Source organism: Nocardia sp. NPDC003269, from assembly GCF_042888005.1.
Taxonomy (GTDB): domain Bacteria; phylum Actinomycetota; class Actinomycetes; order Mycobacteriales; family Mycobacteriaceae; genus Nocardia.
Map to the genome: position 1 here is coordinate 753,558 of NZ_JBIAPA010000001.1, position 19,877 is coordinate 773,434.

The 19,877-nt window shown below is 69.5% G+C and carries 22 protein-coding genes; 2 read left to right on the forward strand and 20 right to left on the reverse strand.

Annotated elements, in window-relative coordinates:
• Positions 1-94: 94 nt before the first annotated feature.
• The 18 genes from ACFYWJ_RS03445 to ftsH all read right to left on the reverse strand — a co-directional run bounded on the left by ACFYWJ_RS03445 (position 95) and on the right by ftsH (position 16,134).
• A complete protein-coding gene (locus ACFYWJ_RS03445; protein ID WP_355270687.1) occupies positions 95-1,033 on the reverse strand; it encodes a lipase in 939 nt (312 codons plus the stop codon).
• A gap of 81 nt (positions 1,034-1,114) precedes the next feature.
• A complete protein-coding gene (locus ACFYWJ_RS03450) occupies positions 1,115-1,717 on the reverse strand; it encodes an anthrone oxygenase family protein (protein WP_355270685.1) in 603 nt (200 codons plus the stop codon).
• Positions 1,718-1,843: 126 nt separating this feature from the next.
• Positions 1,844-2,458, reverse strand: coding sequence for an FHA domain-containing protein (locus tag ACFYWJ_RS03455; protein WP_355270683.1), 615 nt, complete (start codon positions 2,456-2,458; stop codon positions 1,844-1,846).
• Between the two features lie 301 nt (positions 2,459-2,759).
• Positions 2,760-3,122: an Lsr2 family protein gene (locus ACFYWJ_RS03460; protein ID WP_019044650.1), complete on the reverse strand. Its 363-nt coding sequence runs from the start codon at positions 3,120-3,122 to the stop codon at positions 2,760-2,762.
• A 115-nt stretch (positions 3,123-3,237) separates the two neighbouring features.
• The gene (gene lysS, locus ACFYWJ_RS03465; RefSeq protein ID WP_355271703.1) at positions 3,238-4,704 is read right to left on the reverse strand and encodes a lysine--tRNA ligase; all 1,467 of its coding nucleotides are present in this window, start codon (positions 4,702-4,704) and stop codon (positions 3,238-3,240) included.
• A gap of 305 nt (positions 4,705-5,009) precedes the next feature.
• Positions 5,010-5,432, reverse strand: a complete 423-nt coding sequence (locus tag ACFYWJ_RS03470) for a rhodanese-like domain-containing protein (protein WP_218720644.1) — start codon at positions 5,430-5,432, stop codon at positions 5,010-5,012.
• A gap of 8 nt (positions 5,433-5,440) precedes the next feature.
• Positions 5,441-6,037, reverse strand: coding sequence for a cysteine dioxygenase family protein (locus tag ACFYWJ_RS03475; RefSeq protein ID WP_355270681.1), 597 nt, complete (start codon positions 6,035-6,037; stop codon positions 5,441-5,443).
• Positions 6,038-6,199: 162 nt separating this feature from the next.
• The gene (locus tag ACFYWJ_RS03480) at positions 6,200-6,982 is read right to left on the reverse strand and encodes a type III pantothenate kinase (RefSeq protein ID WP_355270679.1); all 783 of its coding nucleotides are present in this window, start codon (positions 6,980-6,982) and stop codon (positions 6,200-6,202) included.
• 19 nt (positions 6,983-7,001) lie between these two features.
• Complete coding sequence (gene panD, locus ACFYWJ_RS03485; RefSeq protein WP_110041391.1) at positions 7,002-7,421, reverse strand: aspartate 1-decarboxylase; 420 nt, start codon at positions 7,419-7,421, stop codon at positions 7,002-7,004.
• Positions 7,422-7,435: 14 nt separating this feature from the next.
• A complete protein-coding gene (gene panC, locus ACFYWJ_RS03490) occupies positions 7,436-8,392 on the reverse strand; it encodes a pantoate--beta-alanine ligase (protein ID WP_355270677.1) in 957 nt (318 codons plus the stop codon).
• On the reverse strand, positions 8,392-9,306 hold the full coding sequence (locus ACFYWJ_RS03495; RefSeq protein ID WP_355270675.1) for a DUF2520 domain-containing protein: 915 nt from the start codon (positions 9,304-9,306) through the stop codon (positions 8,392-8,394). Before ACFYWJ_RS03495 ends, panC begins: the two co-directional genes overlap by 1 nt.
• Before the next feature lie 228 nt (positions 9,307-9,534).
• Positions 9,535-10,680 (reverse strand): DUF6779 domain-containing protein, encoded by a 1,146-nt coding sequence (locus tag ACFYWJ_RS03500; protein WP_355270673.1) that lies wholly within the window; start codon positions 10,678-10,680, stop codon positions 9,535-9,537.
• Between the two features lie 68 nt (positions 10,681-10,748).
• Entirely contained in the window at positions 10,749-11,222 is a 474-nt protein-coding gene (locus ACFYWJ_RS03505; protein ID WP_355270672.1) for a DUF3180 domain-containing protein, read from the reverse strand.
• Positions 11,216-11,755, reverse strand: coding sequence for a 2-amino-4-hydroxy-6-hydroxymethyldihydropteridine diphosphokinase (gene folK, locus ACFYWJ_RS03510; protein ID WP_355270670.1), 540 nt, complete (start codon positions 11,753-11,755; stop codon positions 11,216-11,218). The genes ACFYWJ_RS03505 and folK overlap by 7 nt, the downstream gene beginning before the upstream one ends.
• Positions 11,752-12,174: a dihydroneopterin aldolase gene (gene folB / locus ACFYWJ_RS03515; RefSeq protein ID WP_355270669.1), complete on the reverse strand. Its 423-nt coding sequence runs from the start codon at positions 12,172-12,174 to the stop codon at positions 11,752-11,754. The genes folK and folB overlap by 4 nt, the downstream gene beginning before the upstream one ends.
• A complete protein-coding gene (folP, locus tag ACFYWJ_RS03520) occupies positions 12,171-13,043 on the reverse strand; it encodes a dihydropteroate synthase (RefSeq protein WP_355270667.1) in 873 nt (290 codons plus the stop codon). The genes folB and folP overlap by 4 nt, the downstream gene beginning before the upstream one ends.
• Complete coding sequence (folE, locus tag ACFYWJ_RS03525; RefSeq protein WP_355270666.1) at positions 13,040-13,714, reverse strand: GTP cyclohydrolase I FolE; 675 nt, start codon at positions 13,712-13,714, stop codon at positions 13,040-13,042. Before folE ends, folP begins: the two co-directional genes overlap by 4 nt.
• Positions 13,715-13,785: 71 nt before the next feature.
• Positions 13,786-16,134 (reverse strand): ATP-dependent zinc metalloprotease FtsH, encoded by a 2,349-nt coding sequence (ftsH, locus tag ACFYWJ_RS03530; RefSeq protein WP_355270664.1) that lies wholly within the window; start codon positions 16,132-16,134, stop codon positions 13,786-13,788.
• Positions 16,135-16,410: 276 nt separating this feature from the next.
• Between ftsH and ACFYWJ_RS03535 the strand changes: the two genes are divergently transcribed.
• A complete protein-coding gene (locus tag ACFYWJ_RS03535; protein ID WP_355270663.1) occupies positions 16,411-17,346 on the forward strand; it encodes a hypothetical protein in 936 nt (311 codons plus the stop codon).
• A 22-nt stretch (positions 17,347-17,368) separates the two neighbouring features.
• On the opposite strand, the gene ACFYWJ_RS03540 is transcribed toward ACFYWJ_RS03535, so the two are convergent.
• Positions 17,369-18,226, reverse strand: a complete 858-nt coding sequence (locus tag ACFYWJ_RS03540; protein ID WP_355270661.1) for a DUF1266 domain-containing protein — start codon at positions 18,224-18,226, stop codon at positions 17,369-17,371.
• A 97-nt stretch (positions 18,227-18,323) separates the two neighbouring features.
• On the opposite strand from ACFYWJ_RS03540, the gene ACFYWJ_RS03545 reads away from it, so the two are divergent.
• Positions 18,324-18,596 carry a DUF2277 domain-containing protein gene (locus ACFYWJ_RS03545; protein ID WP_189029638.1) on the forward strand — a complete coding sequence of 91 codons (273 nt, stop codon included), beginning with the start codon at positions 18,324-18,326 and terminating at the stop codon, positions 18,594-18,596.
• On the opposite strand, the gene ACFYWJ_RS03550 is transcribed toward ACFYWJ_RS03545, so the two are convergent.
• Entirely contained in the window at positions 18,581-19,804 is a 1,224-nt protein-coding gene (locus tag ACFYWJ_RS03550) for a helix-turn-helix domain-containing protein (protein ID WP_355270659.1), read from the reverse strand. The two genes, ACFYWJ_RS03545 and ACFYWJ_RS03550, sit on opposite strands and share 16 nt — an antisense overlap.
• Positions 19,805-19,877: the final 73 nt, after the last annotated feature.

Genomic DNA, 19,877 nt, shown 5'->3' on the forward strand with positions numbered 1-19,877 from the left:
GGCAACATGGTCATTCACTCATAACGCGCACGTCGCGGCATTCGTTTCCCTCGGAGTTTTGCCTACAGCGAAATATGACAGAGCGGTGACGGCCTCAGCCGGTGAACGGCGGCACGAACTCGCACGGAACCGGGGCCTGACGGGCCGGATCCAGGGCGTTGAGGACGTGACCGGCCGCGCGCGGGCTGCCCGCGATGGCCATGTGCTCGGAGTAGTCCTGGGCGCAGCCGTCCTGGACGACGACGGAAGTGGCGTTCGGTCCGGGCACGAGGCCGGAGGTGTAGGGCACGACCAGCTCGTCGATCGAGGAGACGATGTTCGTGTAGGTGACCTGCGGGCTGTACACCCCGTCGGCGTTGAGCGCGGCCATGAAGTCGTCGCCGGTCAGCATCTGCCCGCAGGCCTGGCACAGCGAGGTGGCGACCGCGTCGAAGGCGGGACCGGCGCCCAGCGCCCGGCTGTAGGCCGCGATGTCGCCGGCGCCGAGCGCGTTGGTGCCCAGCCACGGCGGGGCGATCCCGACCAGCTTGTCCACCTTGGCCGCGCCGCCGAGGCGCTTGATGTAGAAGTTGCCGACGATATTGCCCTGCGAATGGGCGACGAAGTCGACCCGCGCGGCGCCGGTGCGGGCGAGCACCCGGTCGACGAAGGCCGACACCTCGGCCGCGCTCTGCTCGATGGGCCGCATCCCGCCGACCGCCGAGACCGGCCAGGGCAGCCCGTACGCGCCGTAGGTGAGGGCGAAGACGCAGTAGCCCTCGTTGGCCAGCAGCGGGGCGTACACGCCCCAATTCGTCTGCGCGCCACCGCCGGTGCCGTGCAGCAGCACCACCGGATTCGGATGCTCGGCGGAGGGGACGCAGCCCGGGTCGTTGGCGCCGGGCAGCGCGCCGCCGGGGTTGGCGAGTTCCGGGGCGATGCCGGCGAAGAAGTTGTAGTCGACCGGATACTCCGCGGCGGCGGTACCCGAATTCCCCCAGGCCAGCAGCGCGGCAGCGGCCAGTACCAGCAACGATCTCGAACTACGTCGCATGAAACGACTCCTCACTAGAACGTGTTCCGATCATCATGGAACACGTTCTAGTGATCGCGTGGCCCTATTGGCAGATCGCCATCAACGCTGGAACGGGGCGGGCGCGTAGCCACCGGCCAGCGGCGCGCCCATCGCCTGCGGCACCGGCTGCCCGGCAACCGCACCACCGGCCGAGGCGCTCGACTCGCCCCGCTGCACACCCGCCGCGAACAGCGCGCCGCACAGCACCAGGAACGCCAGCGTGTGCAGCACCCCGCGGACGATGTTCCAGCGCACCCAGGCCGCCTCGAAGTCGGCCCGCACGGCCGCGGTGTCGGCGATCGCCGACGGGTCACCCGCCGCGGCGAGCGCGTCGTTGAGCGGCACGTTCAGCCCCGAGGTGACGGCGAAGGCGATCACGTTGAGCGCGAGGGCGACGCCGAGCCAGATCAGCGTGGTGCGGTGCTCCTTGCCCAGCGACAGGGCCGCGGCCAGCGCCGTGAACCCGACCGTGCCGAGGAAGCCGAGCATGAACCACGGGTTGATGATCACGACGTTGATCTTCTGCATGACGTCGATCAGCGTGCGGTCGCCGGTCCGCGCCAGGGCCGGCATCACCGAGATCGCGTAGGCGTAGAACACACCCGCGATCAGCCCGGTGCTGAGCAGCGCCAGAACCATGGCGGCCATCCGAAGTGCGAACATGTGAGGTCTCCTGACTCGTGTTCCGGAGCTCGATCCCTGTGCTCCGGTGTTACGAGTAAGTCAACCTTGTCACGCGGCTCGCCGACATGGTTCAGACGCTCAGGCACCTGCGCGAGCGTCGCGACCTCACAGATCGTGGTCGGAGATCATCCCGCTCTGCATCGCCAGCGCCGCCAGCCGGGTGCGCTTCTGGTTCTGCGGCAGGTTCTCCACCCCGAATTTCGCGAACAGTGCGCGCAGATGCGTCTTGATCGCGTCGATGGAAAGGAACAATTCCTCGGCGATCTGCTGATTCGAGGCGGGGGTGGCGAAACCGGTGCCGTGCTTGTACGGGCGGCACAGCGCGATCAGCACCGCGCGCTGGGTCTCGGTCAGCGAGCGCATGGTGGGAATGGAACCGGACGCGGTGTGCGTCGCGTCGTCGACGACCCCGCCGAAATCGAAGAAATGCACCAGCGTGGTGCCGACCCGGATGCGGTCGCCCGGGCTCAGCCTGCGCCTGCCGATCAGCCGCTCGCCGTTGACGAAGGTGCCGTTGCGGGACAGGCCGTCGTCGACGATGGTCCAGTGCGCGCCCAGGTACTCGACGGCGGCGTGCAGACGGGAGACCTCGGCGTCCCAGCCCAGGACGAGGTCGGCCTGCACATTGCGGCCGATGGTGAACCGCTGCTGCGCGGGTTCGAGCGCCAGCTCGTGCTGCCGCCCCGTGTCATCGGTATACCGCAAAAACGAACTCGCCATGCCGGTCACAGTCCCGCCTCTCCGCGATTTTGGCCGGACTCGTGCGCGTCGGCCGAATCGACGGCGGGCGGCGGTGAGACCTTCGCCCGTTCGCCCGTACCCGGTGAGTTACCCATGTACTCGCCGAATCGGGTCGGACGGTCGGCCATCGCCGACGTGAAAAACCTTGCGCACGAACATCAGTCTATCTCCCCAGGAGTTCCCTGGAGTCCGCCGACGCATGTCCCGACCTGCGGGTACACCGTTGACAGCAGAGCGGTCCGGGATCGCCGCGTCAGCAACCCCGGACCGCCGTCGAACTTCAGGCCTTGCCGACTTCCTTGTTGTACGCCTCGGTGATGTCGGCCGAGATGCGGCCGCGCGCGGAGACCTTGTGGCCCTTGCGGCGGGCCCATTCACGAATTGCGGCGCTCTGTTCCCGGTCCATGGAAACTCGGCTCTTCCCCTGCGGTGCCGGCGCCCCTGCCGCCTTCACCCGGCGACGGCCACTCACGCGACGGGCGTTGGCGACCCACTCGTCCAAGCCTTCGCGCAGCCGCGCCGCGTTAGCCTCGGACAGATCGATCTCGTACGACACGCCATCGATAGCGAACTCGATGGTCTCGTCCGCGATGGACTCACCGTCGACATCGTCGATCAGGCTAACGGTGACCTTCTTTGCCATGAGATGAACGTCCTCTCGAAATCGTCAAGCCTGCCTCCAGGCCGAATACCCAGGGCAAGAATACCTCTAATTACGAAAATTCCAACACGAGGTCTTCACCCCGCAAATCGACTGGTCAGCGACTAGTCGGGCGGACAATCGGGAACAGGATCGTTTCCCGGATTCCCAAACCGGTCAGTGCCATCAACAAGCGATCGATTCCCATACCGGTTCCGGTGGTCGGCGGCATGCCGTGTTCCATCGCGGCGAGGAAGTCTTCGTCCAGCACCATGGCCTCGTCATCGCCCGCGGCGGCCAGCCTCGCCTGATCGACGAACCGTTCCCGCTGGATCACCGGGTCGACCAACTCCGAATAGCCCGTTGCCAACTCGAAGCCGCGAACATACAGGTCCCACTTCTCCGTGACGCCGCCCTTGCTGCGGTGCTGACGCGTCAGCGGAGAGGTCTCGACCGGGAAGTCGCGAACGAAAGTCGGCGCGTACAGCTTGTCGCCATACGCGTGTTCCCACAGTTCTTCGACAAGTTTCCCGTGACCGTAGCCCTTGCCCGTGGGAATTTCCAGACCGACCCGATCGGCGAGCGCCAGCAATTCCTCGACAGTGGTTTCGGGAGTGACCTCGACACCGATCGACTCCGACAGCGACGGATACATCTCGACCGTCGTCCACTCGCCGCCGAGATCATATTCCGTACCGTCGGCCAGCGTCACCACGAGGGTGCCGAATGCCTCCTGCGCGACTTCCTGGATCAATTCCCGGGTCATCTTCGCGGAGTCGTCATAGGTGCCGTAAGCCTCGTAGGTTTCCAGCATCGCGAACTCGGGCGAATGGGTCGAGTCGGCGCCCTCGTTGCGGAAGTTCCGGTTGATCTCGAAGACCTTCTCCAGGCCGCCGACCACACAGCGCTTCAGGAACAGTTCCGGCGCGATACGCAGGAACAACTCCATGTCCAGGGCATTGGAATGGGTGACGAACGGGCGTGCCGCCGCGCCGCCGTGGATGGTCTGCAGCATCGGGGTCTCGACCTCGAGGAAGCCGCGGCGCTCCAGCGCGGTGCGCAGCGCGCGGACCACGTTCACGCGGGTACGGGCCATTTCCCTGGCCTCGGGGCGCACGATCAGGTCGACGTAGCGCTGCCGGACGCGCGACTCCTCGTTCATCTCCTTGTGCGCGACCGGCAGCGGCCGCAGCGACTTGGCCGCCATCGACCAGGAATCGGCCATCACGCTCAATTCACCGGTCCGCGAGGAGATGACCTCACCGTGCACGAACACGAAGTCACCGAGGTCCACATCGGACTTCCAGGCGGCCAGCGCGTCGGCGCCGACGCCGTTGAGGCTGATCATCGCCTGCAGCTTGGTGCCGTCGCCCTCCTGCAGGGTGGCGAAGCAGAGCTTGCCGGTATTGCGGACGAAAATGACGCGGCCCGCGATGCCGGCCTGCAGACCGGTCTGGGTATCGGGCTCCAGATCCGGGTAGGCGGCCCGAATTTCGGCCAGCGTGTGCGTGCGGGGCACCACCACCGGATAGGCCTCACCGCCCTCGGCGAGCAGCCGTTCCCGCTTGTCCCGGCGAATCCGCATCTGCTCGGGAACATCGCTGTCCACGGCGGAACTGACGGCGCGGCCGGTATCGGCGGGGTTAGGGGTGCTCACATCCGATAACAGTAGCGTGCGCCGGAAATGCTTTTGCGGCCCGCCCGTACCGAACTCGACGGTAACCGGACACCGCACCGGCCATTCCTCGGCCGAATGCAATCCACGTCACACCTTCGAAACAAACGGGCGTCCCCGCGGTCCCCGAATCGGCACGCGGACAGGCCAACTCACCCCATGACGAGCAGTGGCCGGGCCACCGCTCGGGCGGCCCGGCCACCGGCCGGTCGTCACTACAACGAGGCGAGCGCATTCACCTCACGGGCAAAGTGCGGCGCACCCACCGCGACGGTCAGCAAGCCCGCGGACTTCAATGCCTGGTAGCCGCCGATGAGATCGGTGGCGCGGTGCAAACCGAGCTGCTGCAACGACGCCGCGGCCAAACTCGAGGTGTAGCCCTCCGAGCAGAAGATGATCCATTCCACGTCGTGGTCGACGGCCAGCGACAAACGCGCCGACGAGGTCGGATCCAGGCGCCATTCCAGGACATTGCGTTCGATGACCAGCGCACCCGGCAGTGAACCCTCACGAACCCGCTGCGCGGCCGGGCGGATGTCCACCAGAATCGCGCCCCTGGCCAATGCGGCGGACAGGTCGTAGACGTAGAGCCTGCGTAGGTCGGCGCGGGCGTTCTCGAGCATCTGATCAATCGTCAAACGACTCATCACAGGTCACCTTCGGGCTGGTCGGTGAGGACGGTTTTGGTTCGCCGCAAGGTGCCGTGTCCGGTCACCTCGTAATAGGACATCGCCGACAACGGCGGGGAATAGGCGTGCACGCTCAGCGTGGGATCCAGCGGGCCGACGGATTCGGCGGCGGCGGGCGCCCGCACCACGTCGTGTACCCAGCCGATCGGGAACGAGGCCTGATCGCCGGCGGCGAGCGTGCGCCTGCGTAACTCGGAACCATTCCAGCGGAATTCCGAGAGCGCGCCGCTGAGCACGGTGAGCGCGCCCAGCGAACCGGCGTGATCGTGCAATTCGGTGGATTTCCCCGGCGTCCAGCTGATCAGCCAGACATCGACCTCGTCGTCGGCGATCAGCCGGGTGGCCCAGCGTTCCTCCGTCGGCCAGACGCCGTCGGCGGGCAGCAGGTGATCGTAGCGACCGGCGAGAACGTCTTCGGCGCCCTCGTCGGTGAGTCGCAGCAGGTCAGCGGGCCGCAGCCGGGTCGGCAACGCCGAAGCCACCGCCCGGTCGAGCGGGGGTGTCGCCGAGTAGCCGTCGCGGGCGGACGTCAGGGAAAGGACAGAAGAACGCATGAGCGAATCTCCAGGAGGTGCGAAACGGTCGAGGGGAAAACGTCAGCCTCGAACGGTCGAGGCAGGTCAGCCTCGACAACACTCCTGGGTGCTCACACGGAAGGACACGAGCGTGAGTTTAGCAGTTGACACGCGCTCCGGCGAAAATGACCTGCGCCACAGTCACTTCTTGTTGCGTTCGTAGACGTGCCGCAACCCGGTCAGCGTCAGATGCGGCTCGTGCTGATCGATGGTCTCCGATTCCGGCACGATCAGCGGCGCGCCCGCGCCCGTCGCGACCACGGTGACATCGGTGCCAGCGAAGGCGTCGAACTCGTCGCGGATGCGATCGATCAGACCGTCGACCAGGCCCGCGAAACCGAAGACGGCGCCGGACTGCATGCATTCCATGCTGTTCTTGCCGAGCACCGAGCGCGGGCGGGTGAGTTCCACCCGGCGCAGCGCGCTGCGCTCGACCAGCGCCTCGGTGGAGATCTCCACGCCGGGCGCGATCACGCCGCCCAGGAACTCGCCCTTGGCCGAGACCAGGTCGACGCAGATGGCGGTGCCGAAATCGACCACGATCGCCGGACCGCCGAAGCGGCGGTAGGCCGCCAGGCAGTTGACGATGCGGTCGGCGCCGACCTCCTTCGGGTTGTCCACCAGCAGCGGGATGCCGGTCCGCACGCCGGGTTCGACCAGCACATGCGGCACGTGCGCCCAGTAGCGCGCGAGCATGGTGCGCAGCTCACGCAGTACCGGCGGCACCGTCGACAAGGCCGAGACGCCGACCACCTGGTCGAGCTCGGCACCGACCAGGCCACGCACCTGCATGGCGAACTCGTCGGCGGTGAGCAGCGGATTGGTGTGGATGCGCCAGTGCCGCGCCAGTTTCGCGTGCTCGCCGCTGCCGGTGAACAGGCCCAGTTCGATCCCGGTGTTGCGGACGTCGATCGTCAGCAGCATCGCTGTCCCCCCGCCGCGCTCAGGCGAACGACAGGGAGCGCGGGGAGGTCAGGCCGGAACCCTCGGGCGCGTGCGCCGGGTCCGAACCGAGCTCCACCGGGCGGTTGCGGTCGTCGACGAAGACCACCTTGGGGTCGTAGTCGCGCAGTTCCTGCTCGTCCATCTGGCCGTAGGCGATCAGGATGACCAGGTCGCCGGGGTGCACGAGATGGGCGGCGGCGCCGTTGATCCCGATCACGCCCGAACCGCGCTCGCCGGCGATGACGTAGGTCTCCAGCCGGGCGCCGTTGTCGATGTCGACGATGCAGACCTGCTCGCCCTCGAGCAGATCGGCGGCGTCGAGCAGATCCTGGTCGACGGTCACCGAGCCCACGTAGTGCAGGTCGGCGTGGGTCACCGTGGCACGGTGGATCTTCGACTTCATCATGGTGCGCAACATCGTCGTCGCCTTTCTCAGTTCGCCTGCGCGGCAGGCAGGGAGTTCGCGTCGGGGTGCCCGTCGATCTGGGCGCCGAGAACAATCGGGGCATTGTCGATCAGGCGGGTGTCGCCGACCTTGGCGGCGACGAGCAACCGGGCATTGCCCGCGGTGGGCGCGGGGCCCAGGTTGCTGTCGCGCAGTTCGAGGTAGTCCACGTCGAGACCGTCGACGGCGTCGATGACGGCGCGCGCCGCCTGCACGACCGCCTCCGGGCCGAGGCCGGCGGCGTGCCTGCCCGCGGCCAGCGCGGCCGACAGGCCGAGCGCAGCCTCCCGCTGGGTGGCGTCGAGGTAGCGGTTGCGCGAGGACAGCGCCAGACCGTCGGGCTCGCGGACCGTCGGGTAGGCGACGATCTTCACGTCCATGTTCAGGTCGCGGACCATCTGCCGGATCAGCGTGAGCTGCTGGTAGTCCTTCTCGCCGAAGTACGCCTCGGAGGCGTGCGCGATATTGAGCAGCTTCGCGACGACGGTGAGCATGCCCGCGAAGTGCGTCGGCCTGCTGCCGCCCTCGAGCTCGGCGCCGATCGGGCCGGGCAGCACCGTGGTGCGCGGGCCCTCCGGGTACATGTCGGAGACCGACGGCGCGAACACCAGGTCGACACCCTCGTGCCGGAGCAGTTCCAGGTCGGCGTCGAGGGTGCGCGGGTAGGCGTCGAGATCCTCGTTCGCGCCGAACTGCAGCGGGTTGACGAAGATCGACACGATCACGACCTGATTGGTCAGCTTGGCCTGGCGGACCAGCTGCAGGTGACCCTCGTGCAGCGCGCCCATCGTCGGCACGAAACCGATCGTGCGGCCCGCGCCGCGCAGCGCCTTGGTCACCGTGTCGACGACCTCGGGGCTGTGGTGGACGGTCAGTACGCCGGGCTTGTACGCGCCGGTGGCCCGCGCGCCGCCCTGGTGGTGGTGCACTTCTCTGGGTTCCATCAGTGGCCTTCCTTGGCGAGCAGGTCCAGCAGGGCCGGATTGGTCTGGGCGAGTTCGGCGGTGCGCAGCGACATCGCGCGATAGGCGGCGGCCAGGCGCTCGTCCACCGCGGCAAGGGCGGACAGGTGCGCGGCGACCGCGTCGACGTCACCGCGCGCGACCGGGCCGGTCAGCGCGGACTTGCCGCGGCGCAGCGCGTTGTCCAGCGCGGCGGAGACGAGCGGGGCGAGCAGGCGCTCGGGCAGGCCGCCCGGCTGATCGTCGACCACCGGCTGACCGAGCAGGCCCGGCCCGTCCATGGCCGCGCGCAGGGCGGTGACCGCGTCGACGATGACCGTGACCAGGTGATTGGCGCCGTGCGCGAGGGCGGCGTGGTACAGCGTGCGCTGCTCCTCGGCCACCTTCACCGGCTCGCCGCCCATCTCGATGACCAGCGCCTGTCCGATCGCGTAGCCGACCTCGTCGGCGGCGGTGACGCCGAAGCAGGCGTTGGCGAGGCGGTCGATGTCCTCGTCGTGGCCGGTGAAGGTCATCGCGGGGTGGATGGCCAGGCCGAGCGCGCCCTGTTCGGTGAGCGGCGCGAGCACGCCGACGCCGTGCGCGCCCGCGGTGTGCACCACGATCGTGCCGGGACCCACGACCCCGGCACTGGCCAGGCCGCGGACCAGCCCGGCCAGCTCGGCGTCGGGGACGGCGAGCAGCAGCAGCTCGCTGCGCTGGGCGATCTGCTCCACCGGCAGGATCTGCGAATCGGGCAGCCGCGTCCGGGCCCGGTGCACCGAGGCATCGGAGATCGCGGCGACACCGAACACCACGTGACCGGCTCGCTCGAGCGCGACACCGAGCGCCGAACCCACCCGTCCCGCCGAGACGATTCCCACCGTCAGTCGTGCGGGCGCAGGGTCGACACCCACGTTCACGCCATCGGAATTGACACTTCTCGAGGTCAACACTGTCCTCTCGATTTGCGTTCCAGTCCCGCAGTGCGGGTACCGGACGTTACGGATCGAGAATATCGGGGAGCCCCCGCGCGCCGCCACGGACCCATCACGTGATCTACGACTCGTTCGCCACCTGCGGCGATGCCGGAAAACGGCAAACCGCCCACGCCGGTGCGGCGCGGGCGGTTCGATGCCGGTGCGTCAGTTGCGGGCGCCGGACTCCGACTGGAGGTTGGCCATGATGTCGGCGACCGATAGGCGCGGGGCGCCCTCTTCTTCGGCGCGGCGGCGGCGACGGGAGCTGGTGCCGACGGTCGGGGTGGGGTCGGCGGGCTTGGGCGCGGCCGGGGCCTCGGCGGGCTCGGGCGGGACGGGGGTGCTGTCCGCTACCGGAACGCCGACGGGCTCGGCGGAGTCACCGGGCGGGACGGTGGCTGTGGGCTCGGTGGTCGTTCCGTTCGTCGCGGCGCTCTCGGCAGGCGAGCCGTTGGCGGTGTTCACCGGGGCGTTGTCGGTGATCGTCGCGCCGAATTCGTCGACCTTGCGGGTGTTCGGGGCCGACAGGCGGGGCGGCGGGGTCTTGCCGTTCGACGGGGCCGGGGCGGGCTGCGGGGCCGGAGCCTGCGGTGGTGTCGGGGCGGGCTGCGAGGCCTCGGCCTGCTGGGCCTCGGCGTAGTCGTCGAGCTGGACGGCGGAGGTCTCCGCGGTGACCGGGTCGTCGTAGGGGTCGGCGAAATTGGCCGAAACCGGCTCCATGAAGACGGGTTTCAGCGCGCTGGGCGGTTGCTGCCACGGGCCGAACCAGGCGGCATTGGCATCCACCGGGCTATCGGCGTAATCGTGGTCCGCGTCGTCGAACGCGTCGAAGCCACCGGCGGGCAGGGCGTCGATGCGGACCGCGTCGGCCTGCAGGGCAGGCTGCTCGTCGGGCAGCGGGCCGTCGAAGAGGACCTGCAGGTTCTGGCGGAGCAGGGTGAGTTCGGCGCGCAGTGCGGCGATCTCGGAGGCGTCGGCGCCGACTTCGGCGCGCACGCGCGCCTCCACGCCCATCTCGTATTCGCGGCGCGCGTTGATCTCGCGTTCGAGCTGCAACTCGTACACCGTCTGGAGATCGCGCACCTTCGCCTTGTCGACCGCGGCGTCCTTGCGGTACCGAGTCGCCGCGAGCGCGCCGATCACCGCCGCCCACAGGGCCGCTACCAGGCCTACTCGAACGTATTGGACGTTCTCGCTGAAGATCAGGAAAACGCTTGCTGTCAGACCGAGCAGGATGAGCACGCCGATGAAGAGCTTTCCCGCGTCGTCCCGCCGTCGACGGGGCGGAGTGCTACGGGAGGGTGAAACCATGTGGGCCAGGGTAGCCGGAAAGTGCTGGTCGGCCCACCGAACTCGGCGGTGATTCCATCCGCAAGTTGCTAGGTGGTAGCGGGTTCGTCCGGTGGTTCCTCGGGGGCCCGGCAGCAATACTCCAGCCACAAAGCCGCAGCAACCAGGGCGGAACCGGCGAGCAGGCCGACGACCGCGCCCGGCGAATCCGCGGCGGCCGCCGTCAGGGTGCCGCGCTGTGGGAATACCCACAGTAGGAAGCCCAGCCACACACCGGCCGCCAGCGAGCCCACCTGCATCGAGGCCTTCGCCAGCGCGGCCGCGCGCGCGACATTGATCGGATGCAGTTCGTTCGGGCCGTCCCCGATCTTCTCGTCGGCGATCTTGGCTTTGATGACGAACCCGAGCGCCGCCTCGATCGCGGCGACCGGCAGCAGCGACGCGCCCGCCGCGACCGAGATGGTCGGGAAGGTCGAATACGCGAATCGGGTGGCGACCCAGGCGATCGCCGCGGCGACCACCACATTGAGCGCCAGATCGAGCACCCTGGTCGGCTTCAGCACGGGCGAGTGCTCTCGTCACGCAACACCAGGTCGGTACGCACGACCCCGGCGCGCTCGGCCGGGTCGAGGCCGGCCAGCAGCTCGGCGATCGGCACGTCGGCACCGTCGACCCGCAGCCGCGCCGACGGCTCGACATCGAGCCACGGGACCAGCACGAACGCCCGGTTGTGCGCCTGCGGATGGGGCAGGATCAGCGCGGGATCGGTGGCGCGGACGACGGCGGCACCGGTGGCGTCGGCGCAGGCGACCACGTCGACATCGAGGGTGCGCGCCCCCCACCGGATCTCCCTGACCCGCCCCGACGCCTGCTCGAGGTCCTGCCCGAACCGCAGCCAGGCGTAGTCGTCGAAGGCCGGATCCTCGGCCACCACAACGGCATTGAGGTAGTCGTCCTGTTCGACACCGCCCCACGGCGCGGTCGTGTAGACCGGCGAGACCGCGAGCACCCGCTCCCCCAGCGCGGCGACGACGTCGCGCAGGTGCGCGAGCCGGTCGCCCAGGTTCGAGCCGATCGACAGGACGGCGCGACTCATCGGCGCGGCCCCGGCTCGGTCGTGCGGTACCGCATCGCCACCACCCGCACGTCGGCGAAGGTGTGCGGGATCGGCGCGGACGGCTTGTGCACCACGGCTTCCACCGCCTCGATCCGCGGATCGGTCATCACGTCGTCGGCGATCTCGGAGACCACGGTCTCGATCAGATCGCGCGGCGGACCGGCGACGATGTTCACCGCGCGTTCGGCGAGCGCGCCGTAGTCGACGGTGTCGGCCAGGTCGTCGGAGGCGGCGGCCGCGGCGAAATCGACCCACACCGTCAGGTCGACGACGAACTCCTGGCCGTCGCGGCGCTCGAAGTCGAACACGCCGTGCCTGCCGAACACGCGCAGGCCGCGCAGCTCGATCCGCGAGGTCGCGGACCGGCCGGCGGGCGGTGGCAGCAGCGGTGAGGTCATCGGGTGGCTCCTCGGGCGGCAGTGGCTCGGCGCCACGCGTCGACAACGGCGATCGCGTCCAGCGAGGCACGCACATCGTGCACCCGCACACCCCACGCGCCCTGGCTGGCGGCGATCGCCGAGACCGCGGCGGTGGCCGTCTCCCTGCCGTCCGGCGGACGCGGGCCGGACTCGTCGGCCAGCAGCGCGCCGAGGAAACGTTTCCGGGAGGCGCCGATCAGGATCGGCAGGCCGTCCGCGATCAGCTCGGGCAGCGCGCCGAGCAGTTCCCAGTTGTGCTCGGCGTTCTTGGCGAAGCCGAGGCCGGGGTCCAGGATCAGCCGTTCGGGGGCGACACCGGCGGCGACGGCCAGCTCGACCTGGGCCGCGAGCTCGGCGCGCACCTCGGCGACGACATCGTCGTAGTGGTCGGCCGGACCGGTGTGGCGGTAGTCGGCGCCCGCGCGCCAGTGCATGAGGATCCACGGAACGCCGGACTCGGCGACGACCTTCACCATGTTCGGGTCGGCACGCCCGCCGGAGACGTCGTTGACCACCGAGACACCGGCCTCCAGGGCCGCCTCAGCGACCTCGGCGCGCATGGTGTCGACGCTGGTCGGCACGCCCGCGGCGACCAGGCCGCGGATCACCGGTGCCACCCGGCCCGCCTCGGTGGCCGGGTCGACCCGGTCGGCGCCCGGCCTGGTCGACTCACCGCCGACGTCGATGATGTCGGCGCCCGCCGCGTGCAGCGCGACACCGTGCGCGATCGCGAGTTCGGGATCGAGATAGCGACCGCCGTCGGAGAACGAATCCCCGGTCACGTTCACCACACCCATGACCACACACGAGCGGCCGTCCCGCGGCGCGGTCACGAGGTGCTCGCTCATTTGCGCAGGATCAGGTCCAGCGCCTCGGCGCGCGAGGCGGCGTTGGTCTGCAGCAGGCCGCGCACCGCCGAGGTGGTGGTGCTCGCGCCCGGCTTGCGGATGCCGCGCATGGCCATGCACAGGTGCTCGGCCTCGATCACGACGATCGCGCCGCGCGGGTCCAGCCTGCGCATGACCGCGTCGGCGATCTGGCTGGTCAGCCGCTCCTGCACCTGCGGGCGCTTGGCGTACAGGTCGACGACGCGGGCCAGCTTGGACAGGCCGGTGACCCGGCCGTGGGTGCCGGGGATGTAGCCGACGTGCGCGACGCCGTGGAAGGACACCAGGTGGTGCTCGCAGGTCGAGAACATCGGGATGTCGCGGACCAGCACGAGCTCCTGGTGACCCTCGTCGAAGGTCGTCGCCAGCACCTCGTCGGGCTCGGTGTAGAGCCCGGCGAACATCTCCCGGTAGGCACGCGCCACCCGGGCGGGCGTGTCGAGCAGACCGGGTCGGTCCGGATCCTCGCCGACCGCGAGCAGCAGTTCCCTGACGGCGCGCTCGGCCCGGTCCTGGTCGAACGGACGACCGGTGGCCAGCGCCGTCAGGTCCGTCGGGCTCGTCGAGCCGAGTTCGCCGTCGGCGATCGACCCGTTCCCTGTTGGCTCAGCGACCTTCTTGTTGGCCGACACTTCTCCGCACCTCCACATGTCGACGCCGGTGATCGTCCGGCATCCGACGGTCGAGCGTAGTTGGCCGCTGGTCAGCGGCGGCCGTTCGGCCCTTCCCAGTCGTTGTTCTCCGGATCGGTGCCGGGCTGCTGCGGCGGCGCGGCGGGCGGCTCACCCCACGGCTGGAAGCCACCGGCGTGCCGCGGCTGCTCCGGCTGGCCCCAGGCATTGCCCTGGCCCTGCGGGGCCTGCGGCGGCTGGGGCTGCTGCGGCTCGTCGCGCGGCGGCCAGCCGGGCGCCGACCAGCCGGCCGGGGCGCCGTAGTCGGGCCGCGAACCGTGCGTGCCCTGCTGCCGCGGGATCGCCTGGGTGGGCGCGGCGGGCAGCGGGTAGCCGCTGGCGGGCGGAGCGGGCTGGCCGTACTGCGGCGGCTGCGCCGGGTAGCCGTTGGCGGGCTCCAGCGGGGCACCGGCGGGCACCGGGGCGGGCTGCACCGGCGGCCACGGCTCGCCGCGCTCGGCGGCCAGCTCGCCCGGGGTCTTCACCGGGGGCTTGTCGGACGGATGACGGTCACCGAAGTCGTTGAACGCGGTGATCCGCGGCCGCTTCTCGACCCCGGCCAGCACCTCTTCGAGGTCCTTGCGGTGCAGGGTCTCGCGCTCGAGCAGCGCGGTCGCCAGCGCGTCGAGCTGCTCGCGGTACTCGCTCAGGATCGACCAGGCCTCGGTGTGCGCGGCCTCGATCAGGTTGCGCACCTCCTCGTCGATCTCGCGGGCCACCTCGTGCGAGTAGTCCGAACCCTGGCCCATCGAGCGGCCCAGGAACGGGTCGCCCTGCTCCTGGCCGTAGCGGACCGCGCCGAGGCGGGCGCTCATGCCGTACTCGGTGACCATGCCGCGCGCGATCTTGGTCGCCTGGTCGATATCGGAGGACGCGCCGGTCGTCGGCTCGTGGAACACCAGTTCCTCGGCCGCGCGGCCACCCATCGCGAAGACCAGCCGGGCGATCATCTCCGAGCGGGTCATCAGGCCCTTGTCGTCCTCGGGCACCGTCATGGCGTGGCCGCCGGTGCGGCCGCGGGCCAGGATGGTGACCTTGTAGACCGGCTCGATGTCGGGCATCGCCCAGGCCGCCAGGGTGTGGCCGCCCTCGTGGTAGGCGGTGATCTTCTTCTCGTGCTCGCTGATGATCCGGCTCTTGCGGCGCGGACCGCCGATGACGCGGTCGACCGACTCCTCCAGCGACTCACCGGTGATGACCGAGCCGTGCTCACGCGCGGTGAGCAGCGCGGCCTCGTTGATGACGTTGGCCAGGTCGGCGCCGGACATGCCGACGGTGCGCTTGGCCAGACCCTCGAGGTCGGCGTCGGGCGAGATCGGCTTCCCCTGCGAGTGCACCCGCAGGATCGCGCGGCGACCGGCCAGGTCGGGGTTGCCGACCGGGATCTGCCGGTCGAACCGGCCGGGGCGCAGCAGCGCGGGGTCGAGGATGTCGGGGCGGTTGGTCGCCGCGATCAGGATGATGCCGGTGCGGTCGCCGAAGCCGTCCATCTCGACGAGCAGCTGGTTGAGGGTCTGCTCACGCTCGTCGTGACCGCCGCCGAGGCCGGCGCCGCGCTGGCGGCCGACCGCGTCGATCTCGTCGACGAAGATGATGCAGGGACTGTTCTGCTTGGCCTGCTCGAACAGGTCACGCACGCGCGAGGCGCCGACACCGACGAACATCTCGACGAAGTCCGAACCGGAGATGGTGAAGAACGGGACGCCCGCCTCACCGGCGACAGCGCGCGCGAGCAGCGTCTTACCGGTACCGGGGGGACCGTAGAGCAGCACGCCCTTCGGGATCTTCGCGCCCAGCGCCTGGTAGCGGGCCGGATTCTGCAGGAAGTCCTTGATCTCGTACAGCTCTTCGACGGCCTCGTCGGCGCCTGCCACATCGGCGAACGTGGTCTTGGGCATGTCCTTGGACAGCTGTTTGGCCTTCGATTTACCGAAGCCCATCATGCCGCCGCGACCACCGCCCTGCATGCGCGACATCACGAAGATGAACAGGCCGACCAGCAGCACCATCGGCACGATGAACAGCAGCAGCTGCGACAGCCAGCTCTCCTGCTTGACCACCGTGTCGTACTTCGCGCCGGACTGCTGCACCGCGTCGAAGATCTGCGCCGAGGTCTCCCCGCCGCCCGGATACTTGGCGACGATCTTGGTGTTGTTGTTCGTCGCCTCGTTGCCGTTGTTCAATTCGATGCGGAGCTGCTGCTCCTTGTCATCGATCTGGACGTTCTTGACGTTGGCTTTGTCGTTCAGCTGGCTGAGCGCCACGGAGGTGTCGACACTCTCCCAGCCGCGCGTGTCATCGCTGAGAAAGCTGAACAGCCAGATCATGAGCATGATGCCCGAGATGATCGCCAAAGTGCGAAACACTGTCTTGCGGTTCATAGAGCGTCGGCCGGACGGCCCAGTCCTTTCCGGTTATTTCTCCGGGTGTGCCTAGCGAAGCGTCGAGATCGGCGGGTTTCGGATGCGGACATGCCACGTTACCGCGTACGGTCTAGTTCGATACATCGCGCAGTTCGGCTGCTGGTGCAGTTGCACTGGTCAACGTTCAGAGCTGGGGAACGGTTCCCGAAAGCTCCGAACGCGTTGTTGCAAGTGGCCACAATCATGTCATGCCCGCCTTATCGTGGGCGACGACACAACTACAGCGCAGGGGGTATGGACATCGTCGAGCTACGAACACCCACAGCGATTCTGCGCCACGGCCGTGGACGTCTCACCGTTCTGCGGCCGGGTACCGATGGCGAACGGGTTCTCGATGTTCCCATCGCCGACCTGCTCAAAGTGCGGCTGAACCGGCGCGCCGACGACGCGGTGGTGATCGAGATCTACCTGCGTTATCCCACCCCGGTGCTCACCGGCGTGCCCGCCGACCGTACCCCGCTGCCGGTCCTCATCGCCGAACACGACGTGCCCGCCGCGCTCGGCATCGTCGACCGGATCAACGACCAGATCATGGCCACCCAGCGCATCGACGTCGCCGCGCCCGACCTCACCCCGCCCGCGCCCGAGTGGGGCAAGTCGGGACCGGTCCGGGCCGATGTCGAGCGCGCGGTGCGCCGGATGGCGCCGCGCAAGGAGGCCCGCTCGGCGGTCAACGCGCTGCACCGCTACGTCACCCCCGACGAGTACGTGCTCGAGACCGCGATCGCCGTCGCCGCGCCGCCCGCGGGCACCGGCACCGGTCTGCTCGCGGCGACCACCACCCGGCTGCTGTTCATCTCCATCGGCAGCGGCGAGCGCTACGCCCACGAACTGGCCGTCGCCGCGATCCTCGGCGCCCGCACGGTCGACGGTGCGCGCTCGGCGCCCGGCGAGGTCGACACCAGGCACGGCGGCTCCGGCATGGACGTCAGCGACGGCAACCGGACGCTGCATTTCGCCGGCGTCGACCGGGCCGACACCGAACGGGTGACCTGCGCGGTCAACTTCGCCGTGCGCAGGCAGGCCGCCGACGGCGCGGCCGGGCCCGCCGACCCCGGCGTGTCCCAGCTCTACGCGGAGTGGGAACTGCTGGTCGAGCGGCACTCGCTCGGCATGGTCGACGACACCCAGTTCCAGCGCTACGGCCGCGGCATCCTGCGCAGCCTCTGACCCGACCGGCCGGGCCGAACGTTCAGTTCGGTTCGGCCGCTTCGGTTTCGGTCTTCTGCTCGGGCTCGTTCAGCTCGATCCGGCGCCACGGGCTGGTCGGGCGGGTCCACAGCCGTAGCAGTTCCATCCGGCGGTCGACGCCGCCGTTCTTGAGCTCGGCGAGGTCCTCGGTGGCCTGCCAGTAGGTCCAGCCGGCGAGGTAGGCGTCGCCGAACTGCCGCCAGTTGCGGTAGCGGCGCTGGGCGGGCGCGAGCGCGCGCATGCAGTACTCCCACGCGACATCGGCATCGATGTAGCCGGCGGTGAACGCCATCCGGGCGACCGCGACGACGCGGGCCAGGTCCCAGGCGGAGATGTCGTTGGGCAGCGGGCGGGCCAGGTGGTCGGTGAAACCGATCTTGATGGCCTGGGCCCAGATGTCGTAGTCGCGGACCAGGGCCTCGGGGTTGTCCATGCCGCGGAACGAACCGACCTGACGGAGGAAGGCGCGGTGCCGGTCGGCGCGCTCGCCGAAGCGGTCGCGCTCGCTGGCGTTGATCGAGGCCATCACCAGCGGGTGCACCAGCGAGTAGAGCGGGGCGTGCATGCCCTCGAGGAGCTGTTCCATCGACGCGCGCGCCTCGGTGCCGTCGGTGATGCCCCACGCGCCGGTGAGGGTGTCGATGGCGAGTTCGCGGCGATCGCCCAGCGGGTGCTCGCGCTCGGGACCGAGCAGCATCGCGTCGTGGAAGGCGTCCCAGCGGGTGGAGTAGAAGGCGCCGAGCGCCAGCGCGCGAAGTTCATCGTCGCTCACACCGGCTCCGGACCAGTGGTCTTCCTCGCGGCCGTCCAGTTCCGGGTAGGGAAAGGTGGTCAGCGCTGGTACTCCCCTGGCAGGCATGCGGCCGAGTCTAGTGCGGCGGGTGCCGTCCTGGGCCTAGGAGCGAATCTCCTTTCTTGGCCTGCCGTGACCTGCCACACAGGTCTATGGTTCTGACATGTGTAGAAATATCACCGTCTTGCGTGGTCTGGAGCCTGCCGCCACCGAGCAGGAGATCTACGCTGCCGCCTTGCAATACGTGCGCAAAGTCGGCGGCATCTCCGGGCTGAGCAGCACCACCAAACCCGCGGTCGACAAGGCCGTCGCGGCCATCGCCGCGGCCACGACGACGCTGCTCGCCGAACTACCCGATCGCCGGGTCCCGCCGCCCACCGAACCGCCGCTGCGCCGGATCGCGGCCAGGGACGGCGCGGTTCAGGAGACCCCGTAGGCGGCGACGCAATCCAGCGCCACCTCCAGCGCGAGCGCGCGCTCGGACACCGGGTGTCCGAGGATCTCCTCCACCCGGGTGATCCGGTAGCGCACCGTGTTCTTGTGCACGCCGAGCGTGCGCGCGGCTTCCTCCGGGCTGCGCTGCGCGCGCAGGTAGGCGTGCAGGGTCGCGCGTAGCCGCGTCGCGACCGGATCGGTTCCGGTGAGCCCGCGCAGTTCGCGGGCGATGAGCCCACGCATCGCGGCCGTGTCGATCCCGGCCAGATAGGCGATCTCGACCTCGCGGTAACTGGTGACCGCGCCCGTGCCACGTTCGGCGACCCGGCGCGCCGCGACGGCCTCCCGATGACTGGCGACGAACCCGTCGACGTGCGCGCCGGGCAGCCCGAACGCCACCCGCACCGGCGCCACCACCTCGCAGCGCGCGATCCGCTCGGCGAGCTCGGCGTCGTCCTCGATCGCCGCCCAGGCCCACAGCCCGCTGGCGCTGGCCGCGACGGTGAGCAGGCCGGTGGCGCCGAGCGCGGTGGCGATCCTGGTCGCGGTGCGGTCGAGCAGGCCGCCGGGTTCCTCGCCCGCCGCGTCGCCGGTCCAGAGCAGGAACGCCAGATGACGTTGCGCGAGCCGGTAGCCGAGGACGATCGCGGCCTGGTCGACGTCGACCGCCGTGCCCGCCAGCAGCGCCCGCACCAGCTCGGTGCGGGTGTTGAGGGCATCGCGCAGCACCCGCTCGCGCTCGGCCATGAAGGTGCCGGTGAGCTGCTCGATCGACAGGCCCATCCAGGTGGCCGTGCGGTCGAACAGGCGCAACATGACCGCCCGTTCCAGATCCGGCGGCACCTGCCCCTCGTCGACGGTCTCGGTCATCACCGCGAGCGTCTCGGCGAAGCCCGCCTGGTAGGCGCGCAGCAGGACCCGGATATCGAGGCCGCGGCGGGCGATCGTCCTGGCGAGGACGTGCGCCTCCTCGGGCAGGACGAGGTCGTCGCTGTCGGTGGCGAGGCCGCCGAGGACCACCCTGGCGTGCGCGCGGGTGCTGGCGGCCAGGTCACGGCGCAGATCGGGGTCGTCGAGCTCGGGTGACCCGGCCAGCACGGCCGCGTCGAGCCGGGCCAGGATCCGGTCCATCGACTGTGTGCGCAGCAGATCGAACACGAACTCGGCGAACCAGCCGCGCACCTGTTCGCTGATTTGTTCTCCAGACACCAAAAATCCCGATTTCGTTGACGTGAACGGCCAAGAATCCGCGCTCTCATTGTGCCAGGCTGATAGTTGGTGA

Excerpts from the sequence above, each read along its gene's own strand:
- ACFYWJ_RS03460 (WP_019044650.1), bottom strand. The coding sequence starts at position 3,122 with ATGGCAAAGAAGGTCACCGTTAGCCTGATCGACGATGTCGACGGTGAG.
- ACFYWJ_RS03500 (WP_355270673.1), bottom strand. The coding sequence starts at position 10,680 with ATGGTTTCACCCTCCCGTAGCACTCCGCCCCGTCGACGGCGGGACGAC.
- ACFYWJ_RS03455 (WP_355270683.1), bottom strand. The coding sequence starts at position 2,458 with ATGGCGAGTTCGTTTTTGCGGTATACCGATGACACGGGGCGGCAGCAC.
- ACFYWJ_RS03480 (WP_355270679.1), bottom strand. The coding sequence starts at position 6,982 with ATGCTGCTGACGATCGACGTCCGCAACACCGGGATCGAACTGGGCCTG.
- panC (WP_355270677.1), bottom strand. The coding sequence starts at position 8,392 with ATGGAACCCAGAGAAGTGCACCACCACCAGGGCGGCGCGCGGGCCACC.
- folB (WP_355270669.1), bottom strand. The coding sequence starts at position 12,174 with ATGACCTCACCGCTGCTGCCACCGCCCGCCGGCCGGTCCGCGACCTCG.
- ACFYWJ_RS03545 (WP_189029638.1), top strand. The coding sequence starts at position 18,324 with ATGTGTAGAAATATCACCGTCTTGCGTGGTCTGGAGCCTGCCGCCACC.
- folK (WP_355270670.1), bottom strand. The coding sequence starts at position 11,755 with ATGAGTCGCGCCGTCCTGTCGATCGGCTCGAACCTGGGCGACCGGCTC.
- ACFYWJ_RS03540 (WP_355270661.1), bottom strand. The coding sequence starts at position 18,226 with ATGCCTGCCAGGGGAGTACCAGCGCTGACCACCTTTCCCTACCCGGAA.
- ftsH (WP_355270664.1), bottom strand. The coding sequence starts at position 16,134 with ATGAACCGCAAGACAGTGTTTCGCACTTTGGCGATCATCTCGGGCATC.
- ACFYWJ_RS03535 (WP_355270663.1), top strand. The coding sequence starts at position 16,411 with ATGGACATCGTCGAGCTACGAACACCCACAGCGATTCTGCGCCACGGC.
- ACFYWJ_RS03475 (WP_355270681.1), bottom strand. The coding sequence starts at position 6,037 with ATGCGTTCTTCTGTCCTTTCCCTGACGTCCGCCCGCGACGGCTACTCG.
- ACFYWJ_RS03450 (WP_355270685.1), bottom strand. The coding sequence starts at position 1,717 with ATGTTCGCACTTCGGATGGCCGCCATGGTTCTGGCGCTGCTCAGCACC.
- folP (WP_355270667.1), bottom strand. The coding sequence starts at position 13,043 with ATGAGCGAGCACCTCGTGACCGCGCCGCGGGACGGCCGCTCGTGTGTG.
- ACFYWJ_RS03445 (WP_355270687.1), bottom strand. The coding sequence starts at position 1,033 with ATGCGACGTAGTTCGAGATCGTTGCTGGTACTGGCCGCTGCCGCGCTG.
- panD (WP_110041391.1), bottom strand. The coding sequence starts at position 7,421 with ATGTTGCGCACCATGATGAAGTCGAAGATCCACCGTGCCACGGTGACC.
- lysS (WP_355271703.1), bottom strand. The coding sequence starts at position 4,704 with ATGCGGATTCGCCGGGACAAGCGGGAACGGCTGCTCGCCGAGGGCGGT.